The organism is Martinezella rhizogenes (genome assembly GCF_007002745.1).
In the GTDB taxonomy this organism is placed as follows: Bacteria; Pseudomonadota; Alphaproteobacteria; order Rhizobiales; family Rhizobiaceae; genus Agrobacterium; species Agrobacterium cucumeris.
On sequence record NZ_SGNY01000003.1, the window covers coordinates 332,852 to 359,257 of the forward strand.

Genomic DNA, 26,406 nt, shown 5'->3' on the forward strand with positions numbered 1-26,406 from the left:
TGGTGTACCTCTGCGACGTGGCCTTACCTAACTTTGGCTTGGTAGCCGTTTGGGCGGCAAACTCCTTGGCGCGTTTAAGAGGCTAGGTGGTGTATTGAAGGTGCGATGACGCCTTCCACCACGAAATATAGTTATACGTCCATCCTCGTTTTCAATTGAGACTGAGGCTCGAAAACCTTGAGACGTCAGCGACCAATCTCCGATCAGCTTCAAGTTTTCAGGCTGAAGAAAAAGTAACAGGTTATCGATATCTGCGAGCGCCTGCGCCACCCCTTCAAACGCTTCTTCAATGAAGTCTTTTAGTAGAAATACGTCACGGTCAACCTGTTCGCATAGCCACAAAATCGCGTCATTCTCTGTTTCCCACGATATATGCGAGAATGCTGCGGCTAGGTTGGAGAGAGGTGCCTCGGTTGACAGCGGCCCTCGACTGCCACCACGCAATATGGTGATACCTTGGACTGGCCTTTCGCCGAATAGCCGCTCGGCTGACCGCATCCCGGCTGGGCCGTCTTCTAGGGCGGTATCGATGCGCTCTCTGATTTTAAGGTAGCCACCATCCCTTGTAGCCCTATGAATGTCTCGGCAGGCGCTGGGTCGCAAGCCAACGCGTATAGCCTTCAGTACCGCATCAAGGTCACGCACCGACTGCTTAAGGGTCGCCCAGTACTTGGTGAAGTGAAAAGGCGCTCGCCAGTTCGCCTCAATGAACCGCTCCGCCTCCCGTCTCCGCTGAGCATCGGAGTTTTTATTAAGAGCCTTTGCGAGAGACCCCTCCCCAAAGAAACCGTGACCACAACAATGGCCAACTGCATACAACGCCTTTGATTCTCTAGAGTAGAGCAGATGACCCTTGACGTACTTGGGTTTAATGGGACTACAAATGGGACAGGTCGCGTAGCCTTGAGAAGCAATGATGTCCCGCGATATGACAAAATCTTGAAGAATTACATCAACCCCGTCTCTTGGTGGCTCCTCATTCGTGATGTGTCGCCAAGTTGTAGGCAGGCCAATCTGCCTAATGTGATCGAGAAAATCCGATTTGAGGTATTCAGGCTTTTCTTCAAAGACGCGTTTGACACTTTGGTTCATGCCATGCCTCGCTAGTAGCCAACTCGCAGGTTGATGGAATCATTCGCAATCAAGTTAGCATATTCTCACTTAAAGAAAAATTTGACGCAATACAAATGCAGAACATATAGGAACGCTTGGCCAACCAGTTGGAACAAATTAGGTACAAATTGGCTAAACTTATGCCAATTGTAAGCGAAGGGTTGGAGCCGCCACAGCAACCACCGAGACCTCATAGAAAGCTGTGGCTTACCACGCCTATGGGATGTGTTTGGAGGAGTGGCAAGTTACTCTTAGCCAAATCTCTAGGTTGAAGATGGAACAGAAATGGCGAAACCAAGCGTATTCATTGGGTCATCAGTCGAGCATAAAAAGCTGGCAGAGACCGTCCAAAGCCTTCTTGATTATGACGTTAGCCCAATAGTGTGGACACAGGGCACGTTCGAGCCGACACACTCCCCTCTGGAGTCGCTTGAAGTTTCGCTAGAAAAGATTGACTTTGCGGTGCTGATTTGTGCCCCCGAAGAGAACGACGTGTCCATCAAGCGCGGCCAAACGTACAAGGCTGTGAGGGACAACATCATTTTTGAGCTTGGACTTTTCATTGGGCGCTTAGGCCGAAAACGCACCTTTTTGATCAGTCCTCGCGGTGTAGACCTTAATCTTCCAACCGACCTCACCGGCATATTTCCTGAGACTTACGATTTAAATTTGCTAGCTGACAATCCAGAAGCTGCACTGGGCCCGGCGTGTGCAAAGATCAAAAGGACGATATCCAAATTAGGCACTATTCCGAGAGGTGATGCCACTGACGTAAAGGAAGAGCCTAAGGAGTACGCAGCCGAGACAAAGGACAGTAGACCGCTCGTGAGTACGCCTAAGAGCGAGTGGACCTTGGGAGAGTTTGAGTGGAGATACCTCCTAGCCCGCCTGACCAAAAATGACGCTGAAGCCGCTCAAATTGACGATGCTTTCCACGAAACAGCGCACTCTCAGACCGAAGAGTCGAAGGCTTATTGGGAGGCATGGAAGGAGTACGCCATCCTATCCTCTGGTCAGACAGGGAACCTAAATCTGGTTCGGTCTAACAGCGAGCGCTTTGCAGATAGCTCGCGCATCAAAGAGGTACTCTCTCGCTTTATCGAGCATTACGGTGACCCCGAGCAGGCGGGCACTCTGTTAGACGAAGCCCTAGAAAACGCTGACAGCATGAAGTTGGTATGCAAAATTGTAAATCGCGCAGTAGCGATTCACAGCACTTCGAATCTTCAAGGTCAGGTTCTCACATATCTCACAAAACTGAACTCGCTCCCAAGGAGCAACCACGATGACAAGGTTCGGTATCTAAGGGCGGTTCACACGCTAGCAAAAGCAGCAGGCTTTGAGGAAATTTCAAAGACCCTTATGGAGATGCTTCTGGGGGCGCAGCCCGATGATATTCATTCGCGGTTTAAGCTAGCTTACGATTACTCAGAGACTAACCAAAGTGAGCTGGCACTTCTTCATTATGATGCCATCCCTGTCTCAGAACGAAGCGGGGCCGCATGGAACAACCTCGGTGTTGCGTATAACCGCCACCAGCTCCGTAGTATGGCCGTTAATGCATACAGGGAGGCATCGAAAAAAGGGGCAACAATTGCGGACGGAAACCTAGCAAATCTCTTCCTAGGAGCTGGATTCTTTGATGAAGCCCGTGCACAGGCAGAGACGGCACTCATTCAGCCAGATCACGACAAAATGGTGGTTGCGGCGCTATCTACTCTGCAAGAAGCAATGACGAATGAAGCCACCGCAAAAGAAACGTTACTTGCCAAGAGCATAGCTCGACAAAAAAGTAGGCGGGCAGTAGGCCAGAGGGCCATCGCTTTTGAAGGACACGAGATAGAAGACGAATGGATGACCCCGGACGGCTTGCTCGCATTAAAAAGGGATGGTTTGGCGGATTATGTAGGATCATTAGAATTCTTTCGCGAAACGACCCGTGCCGGTCTTGGCTTAATTGCAAAACATCTCGTTAAGGAACGCGTCCAGATAACCATCAAATTACGAAGGTTTGGCTCGTCTATGGAGGGGACAATATCAAGAGAAACACCCGATTTGCCATCCGGGATTTTAGGATTGGGAAGGGAGAGAAAGGTTCTTTTGGCCATTAGCGAGGACGGCCAAACAATTAGGGGAATTGAGTTGGACTATGAGGAAACTCCCGTCAGTTGGACGAGGAAGCCAGCCATAAGGGCAATTTCCTGAATCGCTAGTTGATCGACTGCGAGAGAATGTATCCCTTGCACATACTCCCTCTAAGTGGTACACGCGACCTCATCGGCTTGTCTAATTGGCGATGAATTTCAGCGACTTACAGGGCGTGTTGGCGTTTCTCTTCGGGTGCGCCATTTCTCTTCCCATAAAACTGTCGACAAGACATAAGCCAATCGTTGTTGTGGCGCGGCCTTATCCGTATAGTTTGGCCGCATGCGCTCCCCATCCTGTATCGGCGACGAGGCTCCGTGAGCCCAACAAATTCCGGATCACTCGAATATGTGCCGAAGTCTCTGGCCCACCAGTGGCCCAGAGTAAAAGCCATGCTGGAAGAGAACACAGTTTGCGGGTTCGACCCCGATAAATCACGACTGCGTCGCCTCTGCGATTGAGGCACGGTATGGCGGCAGCGGAAAGATTTCAGCCAAAATTCGGGTGCTTGTGATTCTCGCCATAGCTTTAGGAACTGCACACTCCGAGGCGGTTTTAAGCCGAAAAACGCCAGCTTTGCGTATTTGGGAATAAACCCCTAAATATTAGTGGTTTTGGTGAAAGCCTGTACTACAAGGCCTGGCGGCGAGCCGGGTTTGCCGGGCTTTTTGATGTCACCGAACTTTCCGCAAACCTTCGTCATATTGTCATACAATATAAGCATATGCGCTTCAGAAAAGGAGCGCAGAATGACGCCACAATCACTTGAGCTTTCAGGAATCGGCAAAGGCTTCGGGGCTGACGATGTTCTGAAAGAGATCGATCTCTCCATCCGTCCCGGAGAGTTTTTGTCCCTCGTCGGCATGTCTGGCTGCGGCAAGTCCACGCTGCTGCGCATCATTGCCGGGCTGGAAACGCCGGATCGCGGTTCAGTGTCGATCGGCGGGCAGGACGTGACGGAGATCGATCCGAGCGATCGCAATCTGGCGATGGTGTTTCAGTCCTACGCGCTTTACCCCCATATGAATGTCCGCCAGAACATCGCGACGCCGCTGCGCATGCGGCGTCTGCCGTTTGCCGCGCGCCTGCCGCTGATCGGACGCATGATGGCGCCAGCCGAAACGTTGCGCGAGATCGACGCCGCCGTTGAGCAGGCGGCCGAGACCCTGCAGATCGCGCATCTGCTGGACCGCAAGCCGGCGCAGCTTTCCGGTGGCCAGCGCCAGCGTGTTGCGCTCGCCCGGGCGCTGGTGCGCTCGCCTGCCGCATTCCTGATGGACGAGCCGCTTTCCAACCTCGATGCCAAGCTGCGCGCCCATATGCGCGAGGAGCTTGCCGGGCTGCATCGGCGGCTGGGTGCAACCTTCATCTACGTCACCCACGACCAGATTGAAGCCATGACCATGTCCGACCGCATCGCGTTGATGTCGGAAGGCCGCATCGAGCAGCTCGGTACGCCGGATGAGCTTTACCGGAAGCCTGCAACGCTGACCGTCGCGCGCTTCATTGGCACGCCTTCCATCAACCTGCTGCCGGTCGAAATCGATACACTCGGCAAGATCAGCGCTTTCGGTCGTGATCTGGGCATCGACACCGTAGCTCGCGACGCCGGCCCGGCCACCCTTGGCCTGCGCGCCGAAGATCTGCGTCCGGGTGCCGAAGGTTTTGCCGTGCGCGTGGTCCGCAGCGAAACCCACGGGGCGGATCGCTTCGTCAGCTGCCGTCTTCTCAGCGACGAGACGGTTGCGATCACCCTGCGTCAGGGTGCGGGCGAAGCACTGGAGGCCGATGCGCATGGCGTGCTGAACCTCGGTTTTGCTCCGGAACGCGCTCATCTTTTTGCCGCCGATGGCCTGCGCCGCAAGACGACGGTGCGTGAGCGGGTGCCGGCATGACGGTTGTAGATGCTTCCACGATTGTGCGTGCCAAATCCCGTCCACGCCTGTCGAAGGCGGACCGGCGGATGATCTGGCGCGGCCTGATGTTCGCCGCCCCGGCAAGCCTGCTGCTTCTGGCCATCTATATTGTTCCGATGCTGGTTCTCGCCGGTTTTTCCGTCACGGATTACCAGCTCGGCGCGCTCTCCATGCGTTTCGTCGGCCTCGGCAACTTCGCCAAGGCGTTTCAGGATCCGGTGTTCCTGCGCGCGCTGGCAAACACGGCCATCTACGCGGTCATAGTCATCCCCTTCGGTGTGTTTCTGGCGCTTGGCGTGGCCCTGCTCGTTTATAATCGCAAGCGCAGCCGCGCCTTCTGGGAAGTCGCCTATTTTCTGCCCGTCACTGCAACGCTCGTCGCCATGGCGACCGTGTGGCAATTCCTGCTGCACCCCTCGCTCGGCCCGGTGAATGCCGCGATCAAATGGCTGGGTTTCGAACCCGTCGCTTTCCTTTCCAATCCCGTCCTTCTCATTCCCACCATGGCGCTGATCGGCATCTGGCAGGTTCTGGGCTTCAACATGGTGCTGTTCCTTGCCGGCCTTACCGCCATTTCGAAGGATCTGCATGAGGCAGCGCGGCTGGACGGTGCAAAGAACCCCATAGACCGGTTCCTGACGGTGACATGGCCGATGCTTGGGCCAACGACCATGTTCGTGGTGGTCACCACCTCCATCTCGGCCTTCAAGGTATTCGAGACGGTCGCCGTGCTGACCAAGGGCCGTTTCGGTTCGGAAACCCTGCTGTTCGATCTTTATCTTGAGGGTTTCGAATATTCCAACACCGGTTATGCGGCGGCGCTGACCATTATCTTCCTCGCGATCGTGCTGGTCCTGTCGATAGGCCAGACGCTGCATATGGACCGGAAGGTGCATTACTGATGGCCGCTCTCCGCAAATATTTCCCGCATCTGGTGCTGGCGCTCGGCGCATTCGTGATGCTCTTGCCGTTCTACTGGATGATGCTGACGTCGATCCGCTCACCGGCGGAAATATTCAACGTCTCGCTCTGGCCGATTCCCGAAAAATTCGACGCGGTGGAAAACTATGCCCGGGCGGCGGGGCAGGTACCGATGGCGCGCTTCATGCTGAATGGCGTCATCGTCTGCGTCGGCATTCTTATTGTTCAGGTGCTGACCTCGGTTCCGGCGGCCTATGCGCTGGCGAAGCTCCGGTTTCCGGGCCGCAAGCTGCTCCTGGGCCTCGTCATCGCCGCACTCTGCGTTCCCATCCAGGCGCTGGCGCTGCCGCTTTTCGTCGGGCTGGCGAAAACGCAGCTCCTCAACACCTATTTTGCGATGATGATGCCGTTCTTCCTCTCGGTCTTCGCCATCTTCCTGTTCAACCAGTCCTTCCGCAGCTACCCGGATGAAATCATCGAGGCGGCACGCATGGATGGTTTTTCGGAAATGGAAATTTGCTGGGGGCTCGTCCTGCGTGGCTCGCTGCCTTCGCTCGCCGCTTTCTCGGTTTTCTCGCTCGTTGCCCACTGGAACGACCTCTATTGGCCGATGATCGTGGTCTCCGATACCAATCTCGCCCCGCCGCCGCTTGGCATGATGTTCTTCGCCGATGTTGAATCCGGCGCGAACTACGGCGCGCTGATGGCGGGCGCCACACTGATTACCGCGCCGATGGTGCTGTGCTTCCTCCTCGCACGTCGCCATTTCATCGCCGGTATTACCATGACCGGCGTCAAGTGACGCCGTTCACACTCCTCCTCCTCCCAACCTCTCTGGAGACTGATATGAAACTCAACCGACGCGCTGTGGTGAGCGGTCTGGCCCTCGGCATGGCTTTTGCAGGCCTTGCACAGCCGGCTCTGGCCAATGAAATCACGCTCAACGTTCTCTACAACCTGCCGGGCTTCACCAAGTTCCATCAGCCGCTGGCCGATGAATTCATGAAGAAGAACCCGGATGTGAAGATCAACTTCCTCGCCCCGGCCGCAGGCTACAATGAAGGCCAGCAGCAGGTTCTGCGCTCTGCCGTCACGGGCAATCTGCCTGATGTTTATTTCTCGGGTTACAACCTGACGGCGGAACTGGTTCACACGCTCGCACCGCGCAACCAGATCACCGATCTCGGCCCGTTCATTCAGGCTGAAGGCGGTCAGGCCTTCCTCGACAAGAACTACAGCCCGAAGATGGCCGCTCTCGGCCAGATCGACGGCAAGCAATACGGCCTGCCGGTCAACGCTTCCTCGCCGATCATCTACATCAACGCCGACCTCGTCACCAAGGCTGGCGGCGACCCGGACAAGATGCCGACCACCTTCCCGGAGCTCATCGCTCTCGCCAAGAAGATCAAGGCTCTCGATGCCAAGTTTGCTGGCATGAGCTACGACATCAACGGCTGGCCGGATGACTGGTTGTGGCAGGCGCTGGTGTTCGAACAGGGTGGCAAGCTCGTTGACGAAAAGACCAAGACCGTTGCCTTCGACAATGAGATCGGCCTCAACGCCCTGAAGATGGCTCGCCAGTTCGTCACCGAAGGTGGTCAGAACCTGCTCGACTGGGATCAGTCCCGCCAGCAGTTCGGTGCAGGCCTCACCGGCTTCATCTTCTCGACCCCGGCCCACGTTCAGACGATCCAGGGCCTGGTCGGCGATCGCTTCAAGCTGAAGACGGCAACCTTCCCGCTCGACAACAAGGAAAAGGGCGGCGTGCCGACCGGCGGCAACTCTGCCGTTATCCTGACGCAGGAAAAAGCCAAGCAGGATGCTGCCTGGAAATATCTGAAGTGGATCACCGGTCCGGAAGCGCAGAACACCATCGTTCGCATCACCGGTTACCTGCCGACCAACAAGCTGGCAACCGGCCCGGACTTCCTCGCTCCCTATTATGTCGAGAACCCGAATGTGAAGACCGCTTCGCTTCAGGCTGACCGTTCGCTGCCATGGGCCGGTTATCCGGGTGGTGATTCCGTCCGCATCTGGCGCACCCAGCGCGATATCATCGGCACCGTCATGCGCGGTGAAGTGACGCCGGAAGCCGGTCTCAAGCAGGTTGTCGAGCAGACCAACGCCCTGCTGAAATAAGCAAAACCATCGAGAAGGCTGCGGGGAAATCCGTTCCCGCAGCCATTTTGTGCAGAAAGACCTGTTATGAAGATCATCCAGATCACCGACACCCATCTCGTCCCCCCCGGCATCGCTGTAAACGGCGTCAATCCGGAAAAGCAGCTGCGCGCGGCGGTGGCCGATATTGTCGAAAAACATGCCGACGCCGATCTTCTTGTCATGACAGGCGATCTCTGCAACTACGGCGAACCGGAAGCCTATGAACTGCTGCGCGATATTCTCGCGCCCGTCTCCGTGCCCGTACGACTGATGCTTGGCAACCACGACCGGCGTCCGGAATTCGTGGCAGCTTTCCCGGAACAGCCGCGCGACGATAATGGCTATATCCAGTCCTTTGTCGATACGGACTTCGGCCGGCTGCTGTTTCTAGACAGCCACGAAGCCGATGTCATCGGCGGCAGGTATGGCGCGGATCGCCTGGCATGGCTGGAGAGTGCACTGGAAAGCGCGGGCGATCTACCGGTGACGGTGTTCATCCACCACCCACCGATGGATTGCGGTATCCGCCATTTCGAACATATTGGCATGCATGATGATGGCGCCATCATGCGCCGCCTCGCGGCCCACCCGGCCGGTGTGCGTCATATCATTTTTGGCCATATCCATGTGCCTATGGCCGGCACGACGGCCGAAGGCATAGCCTACAGCTCCGGTCAGGCCTGCGCGCATCGTTTCATCACCGATATCGATGTTCTCGATCCGCTGTGGACGGGTGGCAACCCCTGTTACCGGGTCATCACAATGGGTGCATTCGGTCTGCGCGCCTATGATGCCGAAGTGGGGCAGGTTGTGCTTGGTCAGGCCCCCATCTGCGAAGGCCCCTGATCGCGGGTGATTTTGGCGATAGGACGGGCGGTCGCCCGCCTCATCCTGTTTCGCCGCCGATACGATGCTGCGGAAGGCTCGCCGATTGGCGAGGCTGCGAGGTCGCGAAGACCCCGCAGCCTGTAGCGTCGATGCACCACTTGCGGTTTGTTGCGCAAGATTTGATGGGCTAAGGCCATAGTCCCGGCCGCACCCTTGATCTATGTCAGTTTCATCGATGAAACTGCACGCCATAGTCGCCCAAGAGGTGGCCAGCTTGATGACGTGCCATCGTGAGTGTAGATCATGGAGAAGTGCATGCTTGAAAAGCGTATCCGCAACGCGTCCCTCTTGAACCGGATCGTCAGCGCTGAAGAGGCCGCCAGTCTCATTCAGGATGGCATGACTGTCGGCATGAGCGGTTTTACGCGCGCTGGTGAAGCCAAGGCCGTGCCGCTGGCGCTGGCCGAGCGCGCCAAGTCGCATCCCATGAAAATCACCCTGATGACCGGCGCTTCCCTCGGCAACGATCTCGACAAGACCATGGTCGAGGCCGGCATGCTGGCGCGGCGCATGCCGTTCCAGTCCGATCCTGCTTTGCGCAAGGCAATCAACGACGGCAAGGTGATGTTCATCGATCAGCATCTTTCCGAAACGGTGGAGCAGTTGCGCGGCGGTCAGATCCACGGCGTCGATGTTGCCATTGTCGAGGCCGTGGCAATCACGGCGGAAGGCGGCATCGTCCCCACCACCTCGGTCGGCAATTCCGCAAGCTTCGCCATTCTGGCCGATAAGGTCATCGTTGAGATCAACCTGTCGCAGCCCGAAGTGCTGGAGGGGCTGCACGACATCTTCATTCCCGCCAAACGCCCGACCCGCATGCCCATTCCTGTCGTGGCGACGGACAGCCGTGTCGGCCTGCCATTCATTCCGGTCCCGCCGGAAAAGATCGCCGCCATCGTGCTGAGCGATAAGAGCGACAGCTTTTCGACGGTGCTGCCGCCGGATGACGAAACCAAGGCGATTGCCGGCCATCTCACCGAATTCCTGCTGAACGAGGTTCGTCATGGCCGCATGACCCACGAACTCCAGCCACTCCAGGCCGGCATCGGCACCATCGCCAATGCGGTGATGCATGGTTTCATCGATACGCCGTTTCATGATCTCAAAATGTATTCGGAAGTCCTGCAGGATTCGACCTTCGAGCTTTTCGATGCGGGCAAGCTCACCTTCGCCTCCGGTTCGTCGATTACGCTCTCCTCCGCCATGAATGAACGGGTCATGCCGCGGCTGGCAGACTACAAGAGCCGGCTGATCCTTCGCCCGCAGGAAGTCAGCAATCATCCGGAAGTCATCCGCCGCCTCGGCATCATCGGCATCAACACGGCGCTGGAATTCGATATTTACGGCAACGTCAATTCCACCCATGTCGGCGGAACGCATATGATGAACGGCATCGGCGGCTCGGGGGATTTCGCCCGTAACGCCTATATGTCGATCTTCGTCACCAAGTCGATCGCCAAGGGCGGGGCCATCTCCAGCGTCGTTCCGATGGTCAGCCATGTCGACCACACCGAACATGATGTCGATATTCTCGTCACCGAAACCGGGCTGGCTGACCTGCGCGGTCTCGCTCCGCGCGAGCGAGCGGCCGTTATCATCGCAAACTGCGTGCATCCCAGCTATCGCGATGCGCTGACGGATTATTTCCAGCGGGCGGCGGCACGGGGCGGGCACACGCCACATCTCATCGAAGAGGCGCTGTCCTGGCATAATGCGCTTCGGGAAAGAGGAACGATGTTGCCGCAGTAACAGGTCCCACGCTCTTGCCGGCTGCCGAGTCTCCGGCCTCCCAGCCGGCAATTGGGTCTGTTTGGACACACCGGGGCGGAAAGTGTCCGCTGCTCCGCTTTGGTTGCTGGCGCGGCAGTTCCGCCTCCGGTAGAAAATTCTCTCCCCCTGGCTGCTATCCGGCTGCCTCTGGGTTGTAGGAGAGTGATGTGATGCCCATTCGCTTCGTGGCCGTAATTGCGATTGTCGCCCTGCTCGCAGGCTGCGGTGGGCGTCCTATCGGGGTCATGACGCCGACGGGGCAGACCGTGGCTGGCACGACGCCGGTCAATCTTCTGGTTGCCACCACGCGTGCGCCATCGGAAAACACCGCCGTGCTTTTCGGCGGTGAGCGTGGAACGGGTTTGAAGGTCGATGCAGTCACCATTTCCATTCCGCCTGCCGCCAACCGCAAGGTCGGACAGGTGCAATGGCCGAAAAAACTGCCGCCGAACCCGCTGAAGGATTTCACCACGGTGGCGGTGGAGCCTATTCGTTCTGAAGCCGAAACCAGAAGCTGGATCGGTAAACATATCGCGAAGGACCGCCGCGTGCTGGTCTTCGTGCATGGTTTCAACAATCGCTACGAAGAATCCGTTTATCGCTTCGCCCAGATCGTCCATGATTCAGGCACGGATGTTGTGCCCGTCGTCTTCACCTGGCCGTCGCGGGCAAGCATTTTCGACTATAATTACGACAAGGAAAGCACCAACTATTCCCGCGATGCGCTTGAAGAGATGCTGACGCGTCTGGCCAAGGACAAGTCCATCGGCGAGGTCACGGTCATGGCGCATTCCATGGGTACCTGGCTTGCGGTGGAAGCGCTGCGCCAGATGGCGATCCGCAACGGCCGGGTCGATCCAAAGATCAGCAATGTCATTCTTGCCGCGCCGGATCTCGATGTGGACGTCTTCAGCCGGCAATTCGCAAGTCTTGGCAAGACGCCGCCGAAATTCACCCTTTTCGTTTCACAGGATGACCGCGCACTCAGCCTGTCGCGCCGCATCTCCGGCAATGTCGACCGCCTTGGCCAGATCGATCCATCCGTCGAGCCTTATAGCAGCCAGCTGGAAAAAGCCGGCATCACCGTTCTCGATCTCACCAAGCTGCAATCCGGTGATCGCCTGAACCACGGTAAATTTGCCGAAAGCCCCGAGGTCGTCCGCCTGATCGGTGATCGCCTCATCGCTGGCCAGACGGTGACGGATTCCGATGTCGGTCTGGGTGAGGCGCTTGGCGCGGTCAGCATCGGCGCTGCGCAAACCGTCGGAACGGCGGCCAGCGTGGTGGTCAGCGCACCGATTGCAGTCTTTGATCCGCGCACGCGGGAAAATTACGGCCGGCAGGTGGAACGCCTTGGTCGCTCCATGGAGAATACCGTCGGATCGGTGGGCGATACGGCCGGTTCTGTGGTGGATGATCAGGCGGTTCAGGGTTCGAGAGTGAACTGCGATGCCGCCGCCAATCGAAACCGGGCGGAATGCCGTAACCGCTAAACTACAATGCGTGTGGGGGTGGCGAAAACGCCAAGCGTTTTTATCATTACGCCCCGCAGATTTGTATACAGCTTGTATTTTTATCTGTATGGTTGGGCCAACAACCCAACTTCCGGAGTAAGACCCCATGCGTTGGAAACGCACCCTCCAGCTTCTCGATGTCCATTGCGAAGGCGAAATCGGCCGTGTCGTCACCGGCGGCGCGCCGAAAATCCCAGGCAACACGGTTGCTGAACAGCTTCACTGGATGAATACGGACCCGCAGGGGGAGGCGCTGCGCCGCTTCCTGACGCTTGAACCGCGTGGTACGCCGATGGGGTCGGTCAATCTTCTCCTGCCGCCGAAGCATCCGGATGCGCACGCCGCTTTCGTCATTCTCCAGCCGGATCAGGCGCATGCCAGCTCCGGCTCCAATTCCATCTGTGCCACCACGGCACTGCTGGAAAGCGGCATGGTGGAGATGCAGGAACCGGAAACCGTCATTATTCTGGAAACGGCCGCCGGCCTCGTCAAAGCGACGGCCACCTGCCATGACGGGCGCTGCGAAAAGGTCAAGCTGACCATGGTGCCGTCCTTCGTGCATGAGCTGGATGTCAGCATCGACACGCCCGAATGGGGCAAAGTGACGATGGACATTTCCTACGGCGGCATTTTTTACGCACTCGTTGATGTTCGCCAGATCGGTCTCACCATCGAGAAGGCCAATGCCGCGAAACTCGTTGCCGCTGGCATGACCCTGAAAGACCTCGTCAACCGTGAAATGACGGTCGTTCATCCGGAAATCCCCGCCATATCAGGCGTCGCCTATGTCATGTTCCGCGATGTGGATGCCGATGGCTCCATCCGCACCTGCACCACCATGTGGCCGGGCAGGGCGGATCGCTCCCCCTGTGGCACCGGCAATTCCGCCAATCTCGCCACGCTTTATGCGCGCGGCAAGGTGAAAGTGGGCGACGAATATAAATCCCGCTCAATCATCGGTTCGGAATTCGATATCGGCCTTTCCACCGTCACCGAGGTGGCGGGTCGTCCGGCCGTCATTCCCACCATTGCCGGGCGCGGCTTCACCTTCGGTCTGCACCAGGTGGGTCTCGATCCTTTCGACCCGTTGGCGGATGGTTTCGCCATGACCGATGTCTGGGGTCCGGAAGCGGGCAACATCTGAGACACGCTTCAAAAAAATGACATTTACAGCCGCCCGATGACCTCTGGCGGCTGTTTTCCCGCGACAAAAGATGCTAAGCGGGCGCAATTCCATCATGCTCCGAGGTATCCCGATGAAGTCGCTCACCCTGCGCCGCCCTGATGACTGGCACCTGCATCTTCGTGATGGCGCCATGCTGGAAGGGGTGATCGGGGATACGAGCCGTCATTTCGCCCGTGCCATCATCATGCCGAATCTGGTGCCGCCGGTCGTTACCACGGCCGATGCCCGCGCCTATCGCGAACGCATCGTCAAGGCGATCCCGGCGGGTGACCGCTTCGAGCCGCTGATGACCCTGTACCTCACTGAGGATACTGTTGCCGACGACGTGGAAGAGGGTAAAAAAAGCGGCCTCATCACCGCCGTAAAGCTCTATCCGGCGGGTGCGACCACCAATTCCCACGGCGGCGTGCGCGATTTCAACAGAGCGATGCCGGTGCTGGAGCGCATGGCGAAGATTGGCCTGCCGCTCTGCGTGCATGGCGAGGTGACGACGCCAGAGGTCGATATTTTCGACCGCGAGAAGGTTTTCATCGATACGGTTCTGGAACCGCTGCGCCAGCGCCTGCCGGAACTGAAGGTGACGATGGAGCACATCACCACCCGTGACGGCGTGGACTACATCAAGTCATCCAAGGCCAATCTGGCCGGTTCCATCACCACCCACCATCTCATCATCAACCGCAATGCCATTCTGGTCGGCGGTATCAAGCCGCATTATTATTGCCTGCCCGTCGCCAAGCGCGAAGAGCACCGGCTGGCCCTGCGGGCTGCCGCGACTTCGGGTGATGCGCGCTTCTTCCTCGGTACGGATTCCGCCCCGCACGTTGATCCCGCCAAGGAATGCGCCTGCGGCTGTGCCGGTATCTATACCTCCATCAACACCATGAGCTGCCTTGCCCATGTCTTCGAGGATGAAAATGCCCTCGACAAACTGGAAGCCTTCGCCTCGCTCAATGGTCCCGCCTGGTATGGTCTCGCACCGAATGAAGAGACGATCACGCTGGTCAAGCGTGATGAAGCGGTTTCCTTCCCCGAAAAGATCGAGACCGGCGCCGGGCCGGTGACGGTGTTTGACCCGATGTTCCCGCTCCACTGGGATGTAAGCTGATTTTTTTAATGACCGCCGGCACTGCCGGCGGTTTTGTTATGGTCTTCAGGTATCCACCCTCAAATCCGGTGCCGCCTGAGGATGCCTGCAACACTGAACTAAGACGTTGTGCTTTCCGCAAACCGACCCGGGTTTTCGGAGCGATAAACCAAGGCCGAAAAGGAGAACGCCTATGAACCATTTCACATTCACTGACCGCACCGTCGTCGCGGAACTGGTTGCGAAGATGTTGTGGGAAATCAAGGCGGTCCACTTCAATTCCGAAAGCCCCTATACCTTCGCTTCGGGCATGAAGAGCCCTGTCTATATCGACATGCGCAAGCTCATCTCCTTCCCGCGCATTCGCTCGGCGGCCATGGATTTCGCGGCGGCGGCTGTCATGCGCGAGGCCGGCTTCGAGAAGTTCGACTGTGTCGCCGGTGGTGAAACGGCGGGCATTCCCTTTGCCGCTTTCCTTGCCGAGCGCCTTGGCCTGCCGATGATCTATTGCCGCAAGAAGCCAAAAGGCCATGGCCGCAATGCCCAGATCGAAGGCCATATGCCGGAAGGTGCCCGCGTTCTCGTCATCGAGGATCTGACGACGGCCGGCGGTTCGATGTTCACCTTCATCGACGCCATCCGTGCGGCGGGTGGTATTGTCGATCATGGCATCGCGCTCTTCTATTACGGCATCTTCGAAGAGGCCGAAGCGCGCTTCGCCAATGGCAATGTCAAGCTGCATTATCTGACGACCTGGCGCGATGTTCTGGCGGTCGCACGGGCTGAAAAACTGTTCGATGAAAAGACGCTGTCGGGGGTTGAAGCCTTCCTCGATAACCCGCTGCCCTGGTCTGCAAAGCATGGCGGCGTCAGCGAATTGCCGCAATCTTAATTTCGGATGCGGCCAGCCGGCTTGTGGCTGGCCTTCCGATCGATCTTCGTCTAAATCGATTTAAGTTCATTTGATTTGCTGTTTTGAGGAGGACCGTAATGATCCTGTGTTGTGGTGAAGCCCTGATTGACATGCTGCCCCGGCAGACGACGCTGGGCGAGGCGGGTTTTGCCCCCTATGCAGGCGGAGCGGTCTTCAACACGGCAATTGCGCTGGGGCGTCTCGGCGTCCCCTCTGCCTTTTTCACCGGTCTTTCCGATGACATGATGGGTGATATCCTGCGGGAAACCCTGCGCGCCAGCAAGGTGGACTTCAGCTATTGCGCGACGCTATCGCGGCCGACGACCATCGCCTTCGTCAAGCTGGTGGATGGCCACGCGACTTACGCTTTTTACGACGAGAACACCGCTGGCCGGATGATCACAGAGGCCGAGCTTCCAGCACTGGGCGCCGATTGCGAAGCGTTGCATTTCGGTGCCATCAGCCTCATTCCCGAGCCCTGCGGCAGCACCTATGAGGCGCTGATGACGCGCGAGCATCAAAGCCGTGTCATCTCGCTCGATCCGAATATCCGTCCCGGTTTCATCAAGGACAAGCAGTCCCACATGGCCCGCATCCGCCGCATGGCCGCCATGTCGGATATCGTCAAGTTCTCGGATGAGGACCTTGCCTGGTTCGGTCTGGAAGGCGATGAGGATACGCTCGCCCGCCACTGGCTGCATCATGGCGCGAAACTGGTGGTCGTCACCCGCGGCGCCAAGGGCGCTGTGGGTTATACCGCCAATCTCAAGGTGGAAGTGGCCTCCGAGCGGGTCGAAGTCGTCGACACCGTCGGCGCGGGCGACACTTTTGACGCCGGCATTCTCGCTTCGCTTAAAATGCAGGGCATCCTCACAAAGGCGCAGGTTGCCGCGCTGACGGAAGAGCAGATCAGAAAGGCCTTGGCGCTGGGCGCGAAGGCGGCGGCAGTCACCGTCTCACGCGCTGGCGCGAATCCACCATTTGCGCATGAAATCGGCCTTTGATGCGCGCGGTTGAACCATTTTGAAAAGATGGTTCAGCGCTCTCCCCGGTGCTAAAGCCGCAAAAAACCGGTATTTCGATATTATCACGCTTGTGTCAGCTGTTTTTTCGCGAAACAAGCATCGCATGAGTGTTCCGAAGACCCATCCTTTTGATTTCGATCCGACCTATGGCATGCAGCGCGAGCAGTTGCTGGCCATCACCCCGCCTGAAGCGCCGCCGGGCTTCGATGATTTCTGGCAAAAGCGCTATCGTCGCGCGCTCGCCACGGATCCTCGGCCGGTGCTGCGCAAGAGCAGGCTCAGCCATCCGCGCTGGCATGTCCTCGATATCAGCTACACCTCCACCGGCGGCTTCCGCATTGGCGGGTGGATGCTTCTTCCGCGCGAAGGCCAGGTGCGCCGCGGCCTCGTCGTCGGCCATGGTTATGGTGGGCGCTCCGAGCCTGATTTCGAAGTGCCGGTGGAAGAAACGGCAGTCCTGTTTCTCTGTTTTCGCGGTATCTCGTTAAGCGCCTGCCCGCCGATTTCTTCGGAATCAGCGCTTCATGTTCTCTACAATATCGACAGGAAAGACGATTACATCATCGGCGGCTGCGTGGATGATCTGTGGGTCGCCGTTTCGACGCTTGTGACCCTTTACCCCTGGCTGGAAGGGCAGGTGGGGTATAGCGGCATCAGTTTCGGCGGTGGCATCGGCGCCCTGGCGATACCGTTTGATGAGCGCATTGACCGTGGTCATCTGGTGGTTCCGACATTCGGGCATAGGCCGTTCTGGCTGACATTACCCACCGTTGGCAGTGCGAATTCGGTTCAGTCATACCAGAAGGCGCATCCGAATGTGCTCGAAACCTTGCGTTTCTTCGATGCCGCCTGTGCCGCCGCCCGCATAAAAGTGCCGATGCTGGTTGCGCCGGCGCTTTTCGATCCATCTGTGGCGCCTCCCTGCCAGTTCGCAGTGGCCAATGCGTTGCCGCACTCAAAATTTAATGAAATCTTCATCCTCGACGCCGGGCATTTCGATTACCCTGACAGCGCATCGCAAGATGCGGTCCATAAGGACAAGGTCAGACGGTTTTTCAAGGTGCCATGAAACGCGAATATCTCCGTTGGTTTAGTCACAGGCTCCATCGCGACATGGAGCTCCTGATATTCGGTCATGCCGGCGCCAAGGTGCTGATGTTTCCCACCCGGGACGGGCGCTTCTTCGAGTATGAAGAACTGGGGCTTGTCGGTAGTCTGGCCGATAAGCTGGAGGCAGGTCATCTCCAGCTTTATTGCATTGAGGGGCTGGCGACAGAGACCTTTTATGCGGCCCATCATCACCCGGCTGACCGTATCCGCCGCCATTCAGCCTTCGAGAACTATATTCTCAGCGAGGTACTGCCGCTGATGGCCGAGAAAAATTCCCATACCGATACCATCGTTCATGGGTGCAGCCTCGGTGCGTTTCAGGCCGCCAGCCTCGTTTTTCGCCACCCGCATCTGTTTCGCAAACTCGTCGCCTTTTCCGGCCGTTATGACCTGACAATGAAGGTGGAATCCTTCGGCGATCTGTTCGATGGCTACTACGATGATGACGTCTATTTCCACATGCCAAGCCATTTCCTGCCGGGGCTTACCTGCCCGCAGCGGCTCGAACACCTGCGCCGCATCGACATGGTTTTCACCATCGGCGATGCAGACCCGTTTCTCAATAACAACCATCATCTGAGCCGGGTTCTTTCCGACAAGCAGGTAGGCCATCAAATGCATGTCTGGGACGGCCGCGCGCATCGGGCAGGTGCATGGCGCAAGATGGCGGCGCTTTATATTTGAGGTCGCTGCATTAAAAAAGCCGGAAGCGTTCTTCCGGCTTTCTTGAGATCGAGGTGCGGAGATTTTACCCCGCCAGGCCGGCCAGCGCCTTCACCAGGCCCTGCGTCGAGCTGTCATGGCCGGCAGCGCTTTCCTTGCCTTCCACGACCGGCAGCAGGCCGGTTGCCAGTTCCTTGCCAAGCTCCACGCCCCACTGGTCGAAGGAATTGATGCGGAACAATACGCCTTCCACAAACACGCGGTGCTCGTAAAGCGCGATCAGGCGGCCAAGCGCAAATGGTGTCAGCTTGTCGTAGACGAAGGTGATCGATGGGCGGTTGCCAGTGAAGACGCGGTGCGGTGCGATGAAATCCGCGAGTTTGTCTTCCATGCCCTTGGAGGTAAGCTGGGCTTTTGCCTCGGCCAGCGTGCGTCCCTTCATCAGCGCTTCCGATTGCGCCAGGCAATTGGCGATGAGGAGCTGGTGCTGATGGCGCAGTTCGGGCTCAAAACCGTTGGCGGCGATCATGAATTCCGCCGGAATGACGCTCGTGCCCTGATGGATCAGCTGGTAGAAGGCGTGCTGGCCGTTGGTGCCGGGTTCACCCCAGACAACAGGGCCGGACTGGCCTTCGACGGGCGTGCCGTCGATGGTCACGCCCTTGCCGTTCGATTCCATGTCGAGCTGCTGCAGATAGGCGGGGAAGCGCGACAGCCGCTGGTCATAGGGCAGGATTGCCCGCGTCGGATAATTCAGCACGTTACGGTTATAAAAGCCGATGAGGCCGAGCAGCATCGGCAGGTTTTCGCGGATTGGCGCCTCGCGGAAATGCCTGTCCATCGCATGCGCGCCATCCAGGAATTTGCCGAAATTATCCGGCCCGATGGCGATCATCAGCGGCAGGCCGATCGCGGACCAGATCGAATAACGACCACCCACCCAGTCCCAGAAACCGAAGATGCGGTCGCTTTCGATGCCGAAGGCGGCGACCTTGTCCAATGCGGTGGAAACGGCGGCGAAGTGATGCTTTACGGCGTCTTCACCCAGCTTCTCGGCGATGAAGCGGCGCGCGGTGGCGGCATTCGTCATCGTTTCGATGGTGGTGAAGGTCTTCGACGCGATGATGAAGAGCGAGGTTTCCGGGTCGAGAAGCTTTAGGGTATCGGCAATATGTGCGCCGTCGATATTGGAAACGAAATGCGCCCGCGGACCATCATGGAAAGGTGCGAGTGCGAGCGTCGCCATGACGGGGCCGAGATCGGAGCCGCCAATGCCGATGTTCACGACGTCGGTGATCTTCTTGCCGGTCGCACCTTTCAGGGAGCCGGAACGGATCGCATCGGCAAACTTGCCCATGGCGGCGAGAACGCCGTTCACGTCAGGCATCACATCCTTGCCGTCCACAAGAACGGGGGTGTTTGAACGATTGCGCAGCGCGGTATGCAGCACGGCGCGGTCTTCGGTGAAGTTGATTGCCTTGCCGGAGAACATCTCCTCGCGCTTGGCCTCGACGCCACCTTCGCGCGCCAGCTGTTCGAGAAGCGTCACGATCTCCTCGTTGACGGCGCATTTGGAGTAATCCATCAGCAGGTCATCGAATTTTACGCTGAAACGGCTGAATCTCTTGTCGTCGGCCGCAAACGCGGCGCGAAGATCGGTTGCGGCTGTGCTGCTTGCCGTTGCTTTGAGTTTTTCGATGGTGGCCTGCATCATGTGCTCCTCGGCTTCCGTGGAAGGATGAGGAAACTATTCTTTTTCGCACGGCCAAATCAAGGCGACTTTGATAAAAGAAAAGGGCAGGCAGAAAAGAAAAGAGCCGGTCGCCCGGCTCTCGTCATTCGCTTCAAGTGCTCAGTTCAGATTGCGCAATTCGCGCCGCAAAATCTTGCCGACATTGGATTTCGGCAGCTCGGTGCGGAACTCGATGATCTTCGGCCGTTTGTAGTTTGTCAGGTTCTTGGCGCAGAAGGCCTTGAGTTCGGCTTCCGTCAGGGACTGATCTTTCTTGACGACGAAAAGTTTGACGGTTTCGCCAGAATGTTCGTCCGGAACACCGATTGCGGCGCATTCCAGCACGCCGGGATGGCTGGCGGCCACTTCTTCCACCTCGTTTGGATAGACGTTGAAACCGGAGACGAGGATCATGTCCTTCTTGCGGTCGACGATCTTGGTGTAACCGCGCTCGTCCATGAAACCCATGTCGCCGGAGCGGAAGAAGCCGTCGGCGGTCATGGCTTTTGCGGTTTCATCCGGTCGTTGCCAATAACCGGCCATGACCTGCGGGCCGCGGATGCAAATCTCGCCAACTTCACCCACAGGCAAGCTGTTGCCATCATCGTCGCGAATGTCGATCTCCGTCGATGAAAGCGGCAGGCCGATGGTGCCGCTGAATTCCTGGGAATCGAGGCGATTGACCGTCGCCACCGGCGATGTTTCAGAGAGACCGTAGCCTTCCGCAATCGGGCAGCCCACCACGGAAAGCCAGCGTTCCGCGACCGGTCTTTGCACGGCCATGCCGCCACCAAGAACGAGGATGAGCGACGAAAGGTCGAGCTTGCGGAAATCCTCATTGTTCATCAGCGCGTTGAAAAGCGTGTTGATGCCGGGGAACACATGCGGCTGATAATGCGACAGTTCCTTGACGAAGCCGGGAATATCGCGCGGGTTGGCGATCAGAAGATTGTGGCCACCGAGCGCAATGCCCATCAGCGAATTCACCGTCAACGCAAAAATGTGGCAGAGCGGCAGCGCGCAGATGAAGTTGAGAACTTCGGGGCGATCCTTGCGGCTGCTGAAGGCGGCGTCCAGCCACAGGCTGATCTGCGCCTTGTTGGCCAGAAGATTGGCGTGGGTAAGGATCGCGCCTTTGGAGACGCCCGTCGTGCCGCCGGTATATTGCAGGAAGGCGATATCCTGAGCCGTGAGGCCGACGGACTTCAGGGAAAATCCCTGGCCTTCCTTCAGCACCGCATTGAAGCTGATCGAGCCGGGGATCGCATAGGCGGGCACAAGCTTCTTCACCTTGCGAACGACAAGATTGACGATATGTCCCTTGAAGCCGAGGAGATCGCCCATGGTTGCGACGACGACATGCCGCACGGCGGTTTTCGGCACCGCCTGCTGCGCCACATGGGCGAAGTTTTCCAGCACGAACAGCGCCTTTGCGCCGGAGTCCTTCAGCTGGTGTTCCAGTTCGCGCGGCGTGTAGAGCGGATTGACGTTGACCACGATCATGCCTGCCCGCAGGATCCCATAAACCGCGACGGGATTTTGCAGGATGTTCGGCATCATCACCGCAACCCGGTCACCCTTTTCCAGTCCTCTGGATTGCAGCCATGCGGCCACGGCGCGGGTTTGAGCGTCCAGCTGCCGGTAGGTCAGCGACTTGCCCATGCTGGAAAAGGCTTTGCGGTCGGCAAATTGCACGCAGCTCTTTTCAAGAAGATCTACAAGCGAGGCGTTGGCCGATACGGGGATTTCGGAAGGGACGCCCGGCGGATAGGACGACAGCCAACGCTTTTCTACGCTGACATTTTCCGGCTGTCCCAGGGACAATTCACTCATGCTTCTCCTCCCAGAGTCTTTTTCGCGCCGTGCATTCGGTGGAATGCATCAAGGGCGCTTTAGGCTTCGTGATGATCATGAAGCTCCTGCAACCAGCCGGCATATCGGCGAGATAGAAGGAACCACATGTGCGCCACCGGATCGACCGCTCCTCCCGCTCCCCGGTGACGAATGATAGACGCGGAATCCCCTGACGTCCATCGTATGGGTAAAGCCTATTTAACTCTAACGTAAACGTCAATATTGCTGTCGCACATCTCGCGTCCTCGTGAATGAAACGGAGTTATGTGCGATTTTTTGACTTTAATCCTGATTTGAGCGATCAACATAATTCGCAAAGCAGGGCAGGATTGGAAATGGCAGGCAGCGCAGCGCTTGAACTGAAATCGGTTGGGAAAAGATTCGGTGATACGGATGTTTTGTCCGATATCGACCTGTCCGTCGAACGCGGCGAAATTATTTGTCTGGTTGGACGGTCGGGCTGTGGAAAATCGACCCTGCTGCGCATCGTTGCGGGCGTTGAGACGCCGGACCACGGCAGCGTTTCCCTTAATGGTTCGACCGTTGCCGATTCGGCTGTTTTCGTTGAGCCGGAAAAGCGCAATATCGGTTTTGTCTTTCAGGATTATGCGCTGTTCCCGCATCTCACAGTCGAACAGAATGTCATGTTCGGTCTCAGAACCCTGCCTAAGGCAGACGCCCGCCGCCGTGCGGAAGAGATGATCGAGCACGTGCATCTGCAGGATCTGGCCAAACGCTATCCGCATACGCTTTCGGGCGGTGAACAGCAGCGTGTGGCGCTTGCCCGTGCGCTCGCCCCGCAGCCCGGCCTGTTATTGATGGATGAGCCTTTCTCCAATCTGGACAGGGGTTTGCGCGACAATGTCCGTGAGGAGACGCTTGGTCTTCTGCGGCAATTGGGCACCACGGCAATCATGGTCACCCATGATCCGGAAGAGGCGTTGTCCGCAGGCGACCGCGTGGTTCTGATGCAGCGCGGGCGTATCGTGCAGTGCGGCACGGGTTATGAAATCCACGATAACCCCAAAACCCGCTATGCCGCCGATTTTTTCTGCGCCTTCAACAAGATCGAGGGCCGGGTAAAACAGGGGCGCGTCGAAACGCCGCTCGGGCTGCTGGGTGATGCATCCGATCTGCCCGATGGCCTTGCAGCCGTTGCCTATGTTCGACCCAACGCGATTTCGATTATCGAGGACAATGCAGCGAAGGACGGGATAGCCGGCGAAATATTGAGCCGGGTTTTCCTCGGTGAGATCGAACAGCTCGGTATTGCCGTGCCGGGGTTGCCGGGAGATTTGCGTGTCCGGACGATGCAACGCACACCCGCCAAGACCAAGGCGGTGCGTTTCGGTATCGACCCCAAGGGTGTTCTGATATTTACTTGAAGTTGAATGAGCGGATTTGCATGTAAATTTCCGCATCATTTTCAACTCTTGGTGATCAAACTCATCGAAAAACAGCGAAATAAAACTTGATTTGATCCATCAGGTATGATGTCTGCTGCCTCTATATTGCCGCCATCGAAGAGGGAGACGACCATGACGAAATTTACCAGATTTGCTCTGCTCGCCAGCACGGTTGCTTTTGCAGCCGGATCAGCCAGCGCCGCAGAACTCAATATCTACACCACCAGAGAGCCGGGCCTGATCCAGCCCCTGCTGGAATCCTTCACCGCGTCGAGCGGCGTCAAGGTCAACACCGTATTCCTGAAGGACGGTCTGGCTGAGCGCGTTCTGAGCGAGGGCGCAAGCTCACCTGCCGACGTCCTGATGACCGTGGATGCCGGCAACCTCGTTGATCTCGCCGAAAAGGGCGTTACCCAGGCGGTTGAGTCCGAAACCCTGACCAAGGCAGTCCCGGCTGAACTTCGTGATGCCAAGGGTCACTGGTTTGCGCTTTCCATGCGCGCCCGCGTTCTTTATGCGGCGAAGGATCTCGACCTTGCTTCCTTCAACTATGAAGATCTGGCGGATGCCAAGTGGAAGGGCAAGGTCTGCATTCGCGCTGGCCAGCACCCCTACAACACGGCGCTGTTTGCCGATTACATCGCCCATTATGGTGCGGCCGACACTGAAAAGTGGCTTGCCGGCGTCAAGGAAAACCTGGCCCGTAAGGCTGGCGGCGGCGACCGTGACGTTGCCAAGGACATCCTCGGCGGCATTTGCGATATCGGTATCGCCAATTCCTACTATGTCGGTCTGATGCGCTCGGGCAAGGGCGGCGAAGAGCAGGTCAAGTGGGGCGACGCCATCAAGGTGGTTCTGCCGACCTTCAAGAATGGCGGTACGCAGGTCAACATCACCGGTGCGGCCGTTGCCAAGAATGCGCCGAACAAGGCTGAAGCCGTCAAGCTTCTGGAATATCTCGTTTCTGACGAAGCCCAGAAGATCTATGCTGAAGCCAACTACGAATATCCGGTCAAGCAGGGCGCGGGCCTCAACGAGATCGTCGCTTCCTTCGGCGATCTGAAGATCGACAACAAGCCGCTGACGGAGATCGTGTCGCATCGCAAGCAGGCGAGCGAACTGGTCGACAAGGTCGGTTTCGACAAGTAAAGGCCAATTGGCAACAAGGTGGAAGGCGCTCGCACCCGCGGGCGCCTTTCCCTGTATTTTCAAGAAGCTCATGAATCCAGACGCCGTTCAGCCATTGACGTCCCGCGCAAGACCAAGGTTTTCATCCTCCTTCTGGTGGCTGGGCCTATCGCTCGTTGCGGTCTGCGGCGCCATGGTACCGGTTCTGGCGCTGGTCTCTCAGGCGGTACAGGGTTCTGCCGGCCTGTGGGAGCATCTCGGCTCCACCGTTCTTTTGACGGCCTTGCCGGATACGGTCATCCTTCTCGCCGGTGTCGGCTTGCTGGCTGGTATCATTGGAACCTCATCGGCCTGGCTGGTTACCGCTTATGATTTTCCCGGTCGCCGGATATTGGAATGGGCGCTGCTGCTGCCGCTTGCCATGCCAACCTATATTGTTGCTTATGCCTATCTGGATATTCTGCATCCGATCGGGCCAGTGCAGGGAGTAATCCGCTTTCTGCTCGGTTACTCCAGCCCGCGTGAATTCCGTCTGCCGGATATAAGATCGATGACGGGCTGCATCATTTTGCTTGGCTTCGTGCTGTTTCCCTATGTCTATATTCCCGTCCGCGCCATGTTCCTCACACAGGCCGGCAATCTGCTGGAGGCCGCCCGCACGCTTGGCGTTTCCAGACAGAAGGCTTTTTTAAAGGTTGCGGTGCCGCTGGCGCGGCCGGCGATCGCGGTCGGCGTCAGCCTTGCCCTTATGGAAGCGCTGAACGATATCGGCGCCTCGGAATTTCTGGGCGTCCGCACCCTCACCGTTTCGGTCTATACGACCTGGGTCACGAAATCCGATCTGCCGGGTGCGGCGCAGATTGCGCTCTCCATGCTGTTCATCGTCGTCGCTCTCGTGGCGTTTGAACGCTGGGCGCGGCGCAAGCAGCGTTATTCGGTTTCCGCGCAGAAAAGCCGGGAACTGGAGCCGGTGCGCCTTACCGGCCTCAAGGCCTGCGGGGCCTTTACGCTTGGCAGCCTGCCGGTCCTGATCGGTTTCGTGGCGCCGGCGAGCTATCTCGTTATCGAGGCATGGAAACGGTTCCGCTTCAGCGGCCTGTCTGCCCGTTTCACCGAGGAGGCTTTGAACACCATCGTCTTTGCCGGGGTGGCGACGGTGATCACCCTTATTCTCGGCCTTGCGGTTGCTTACGCAATGCGCCTTGCTCCGGGACGTCTCTCGCTGTGGTCCTATCGTCTTTCCACGGTGGGATATGCAGCCCCCGGCACTGTCATTGCCATCGGCGTGCTGATTGCGCTCGGTAGTTTCGACCGGTTTGTCGACCAGACCATGCGCAACTGGTTTGGCATATCCACGGGCCTCATTTTCATCGGCAGCGGTGCAGCCCTGATCTATGCCTATTCGGCACGTTTCCTCACCATTGCAGCCGGCGGCGTCGATGCGGGCTTGAGCCGTATCCCGCAATCTTTTGATCACGCCTCACGAACACTCGGGCGATCCGCAACCCAGACATTCCGCCAGATCCACCTACCGCTCTCGAAAGCATCGCTTGCGGCGGCGGCGTTGCTGATCTTCGTGGACTGCGTCAAGGAACTCCCCGCCACGCTGTTATTGCGGCCGCTCAATTTCGAGACCTTCGCGACCCACCTCTATGGCGAAGCCGCCCGCGGCACCTATGAGGAGGCGGCAATCGCCGCACTGGCGATTGTCGTCATCGGCATCCTTCCCGTCATGCTGCTTGCGAGGATCGGCCGACGCAAAGGTTGATGGCTGGTCTCGCCGCATAAAATGACGGGCACAAAACAGTGCGAGAGGCCAATAAGCTTCAAATCCTCCCGGAAAACGACAAGCATCCCGCCTTAATCCTGATGTAA

The 26,406-nt window shown here is 57.8% G+C and carries 20 protein-coding genes; 17 read left to right on the plus strand and 3 right to left on the minus strand.

Translation table 11 applies throughout. From position 1 onward, the window contains the following. Positions 1-27: 27 nt before the first annotated feature. Positions 28-1,092 (minus strand): hypothetical protein, encoded by a 1,065-nt coding sequence (locus tag EXN68_RS11760; protein WP_142840958.1) that lies wholly within the window; start codon positions 1,090-1,092, stop codon positions 28-30. Between the two features lie 306 nt (positions 1,093-1,398). Here EXN68_RS11760 and EXN68_RS11765 point away from each other — a divergent pair, with 306 nt between their 5' ends. The 14 genes from EXN68_RS11765 to EXN68_RS11830 all read left to right on the plus strand — a co-directional run bounded on the left by EXN68_RS11765 (position 1,399) and on the right by EXN68_RS11830 (position 18,432). Further along, complete coding sequence (locus EXN68_RS11765; RefSeq protein ID WP_142840959.1) at positions 1,399-3,318, plus strand: nucleotide-binding protein; 1,920 nt, start codon at positions 1,399-1,401, stop codon at positions 3,316-3,318. 689 nt (positions 3,319-4,007) lie between these two features. After that, positions 4,008-5,153: an ABC transporter ATP-binding protein gene (locus tag EXN68_RS11770; RefSeq protein WP_161991305.1), complete on the plus strand. Its 1,146-nt coding sequence runs from the start codon at positions 4,008-4,010 to the stop codon at positions 5,151-5,153. Then, positions 5,150-6,076: a carbohydrate ABC transporter permease gene (locus EXN68_RS11775; protein ID WP_142840960.1), complete on the plus strand. Its 927-nt coding sequence runs from the start codon at positions 5,150-5,152 to the stop codon at positions 6,074-6,076. The genes EXN68_RS11770 and EXN68_RS11775 overlap by 4 nt, the downstream gene beginning before the upstream one ends. Then, positions 6,076-6,897 (plus strand): carbohydrate ABC transporter permease, encoded by an 822-nt coding sequence (locus EXN68_RS11780; RefSeq protein ID WP_142840961.1) that lies wholly within the window; start codon positions 6,076-6,078, stop codon positions 6,895-6,897. The genes EXN68_RS11775 and EXN68_RS11780 overlap by 1 nt, the downstream gene beginning before the upstream one ends. Before the next feature lie 44 nt (positions 6,898-6,941). Then, on the plus strand, positions 6,942-8,234 hold the full coding sequence (locus EXN68_RS11785) for an ABC transporter substrate-binding protein (protein WP_046799372.1): 1,293 nt from the start codon (positions 6,942-6,944) through the stop codon (positions 8,232-8,234). Between the two features lie 66 nt (positions 8,235-8,300). Further along, entirely contained in the window at positions 8,301-9,101 is an 801-nt protein-coding gene (locus EXN68_RS11790; protein ID WP_142840962.1) for a phosphodiesterase, read from the plus strand. Positions 9,102-9,398: 297 nt separating this feature from the next. After that, positions 9,399-10,892 carry an acetyl-CoA hydrolase/transferase family protein gene (locus tag EXN68_RS11795; RefSeq protein ID WP_142840963.1) on the plus strand — a complete coding sequence of 498 codons (1,494 nt, stop codon included), beginning with the start codon at positions 9,399-9,401 and terminating at the stop codon, positions 10,890-10,892. A 191-nt stretch (positions 10,893-11,083) separates the two neighbouring features. Further along, a complete protein-coding gene (locus EXN68_RS11800) occupies positions 11,084-12,406 on the plus strand; it encodes an alpha/beta hydrolase (RefSeq protein ID WP_142840964.1) in 1,323 nt (440 codons plus the stop codon). Between the two features lie 127 nt (positions 12,407-12,533). Continuing rightward, positions 12,534-13,571, plus strand: coding sequence for a 4-hydroxyproline epimerase (locus tag EXN68_RS11805; protein ID WP_142840965.1), 1,038 nt, complete (start codon positions 12,534-12,536; stop codon positions 13,569-13,571). A gap of 112 nt (positions 13,572-13,683) precedes the next feature. Then, positions 13,684-14,721, plus strand: coding sequence for a dihydroorotase (pyrC, locus tag EXN68_RS11810; protein ID WP_142840966.1), 1,038 nt, complete (start codon positions 13,684-13,686; stop codon positions 14,719-14,721). 172 nt (positions 14,722-14,893) lie between these two features. Further along, positions 14,894-15,592: an orotate phosphoribosyltransferase gene (locus tag EXN68_RS11815; RefSeq protein ID WP_006310650.1), complete on the plus strand. Its 699-nt coding sequence runs from the start codon at positions 14,894-14,896 to the stop codon at positions 15,590-15,592. A gap of 98 nt (positions 15,593-15,690) precedes the next feature. Beyond that, positions 15,691-16,617, plus strand: coding sequence for a carbohydrate kinase family protein (locus tag EXN68_RS11820; protein WP_110755598.1), 927 nt, complete (start codon positions 15,691-15,693; stop codon positions 16,615-16,617). A 124-nt stretch (positions 16,618-16,741) separates the two neighbouring features. Then, complete coding sequence (locus tag EXN68_RS11825; RefSeq protein WP_142840967.1) at positions 16,742-17,707, plus strand: acetylxylan esterase; 966 nt, start codon at positions 16,742-16,744, stop codon at positions 17,705-17,707. Continuing rightward, positions 17,704-18,432 carry an esterase family protein gene (locus tag EXN68_RS11830; RefSeq protein ID WP_142840968.1) on the plus strand — a complete coding sequence of 243 codons (729 nt, stop codon included), beginning with the start codon at positions 17,704-17,706 and terminating at the stop codon, positions 18,430-18,432. Before EXN68_RS11825 ends, EXN68_RS11830 begins: the two co-directional genes overlap by 4 nt. A gap of 64 nt (positions 18,433-18,496) precedes the next feature. On the opposite strand, the gene pgi is transcribed toward EXN68_RS11830, so the two are convergent. Continuing rightward, on the minus strand, positions 18,497-20,122 hold the full coding sequence (gene pgi, locus EXN68_RS11835) for a glucose-6-phosphate isomerase (RefSeq protein WP_142840969.1): 1,626 nt from the start codon (positions 20,120-20,122) through the stop codon (positions 18,497-18,499). 141 nt (positions 20,123-20,263) lie between these two features. After that, a complete protein-coding gene (locus EXN68_RS11840) occupies positions 20,264-21,976 on the minus strand; it encodes a long-chain fatty acid--CoA ligase (RefSeq protein ID WP_142840970.1) in 1,713 nt (570 codons plus the stop codon). A gap of 356 nt (positions 21,977-22,332) precedes the next feature. On the opposite strand from EXN68_RS11840, the gene EXN68_RS11845 reads away from it, so the two are divergent. The 3 genes from EXN68_RS11845 to EXN68_RS11855 all read left to right on the plus strand — a co-directional run bounded on the left by EXN68_RS11845 (position 22,333) and on the right by EXN68_RS11855 (position 26,299). Continuing rightward, the gene (locus EXN68_RS11845) at positions 22,333-23,382 is read left to right on the plus strand and encodes an ABC transporter ATP-binding protein (protein WP_142840971.1); all 1,050 of its coding nucleotides are present in this window, start codon (positions 22,333-22,335) and stop codon (positions 23,380-23,382) included. A 153-nt stretch (positions 23,383-23,535) separates the two neighbouring features. Continuing rightward, positions 23,536-24,552, plus strand: coding sequence for an extracellular solute-binding protein (locus tag EXN68_RS11850; RefSeq protein WP_142840972.1), 1,017 nt, complete (start codon positions 23,536-23,538; stop codon positions 24,550-24,552). 70 nt (positions 24,553-24,622) lie between these two features. Next, a complete protein-coding gene (locus EXN68_RS11855; RefSeq protein ID WP_142840973.1) occupies positions 24,623-26,299 on the plus strand; it encodes an ABC transporter permease in 1,677 nt (558 codons plus the stop codon). The last annotated feature ends 107 nt before the right edge of the window (positions 26,300-26,406 follow it).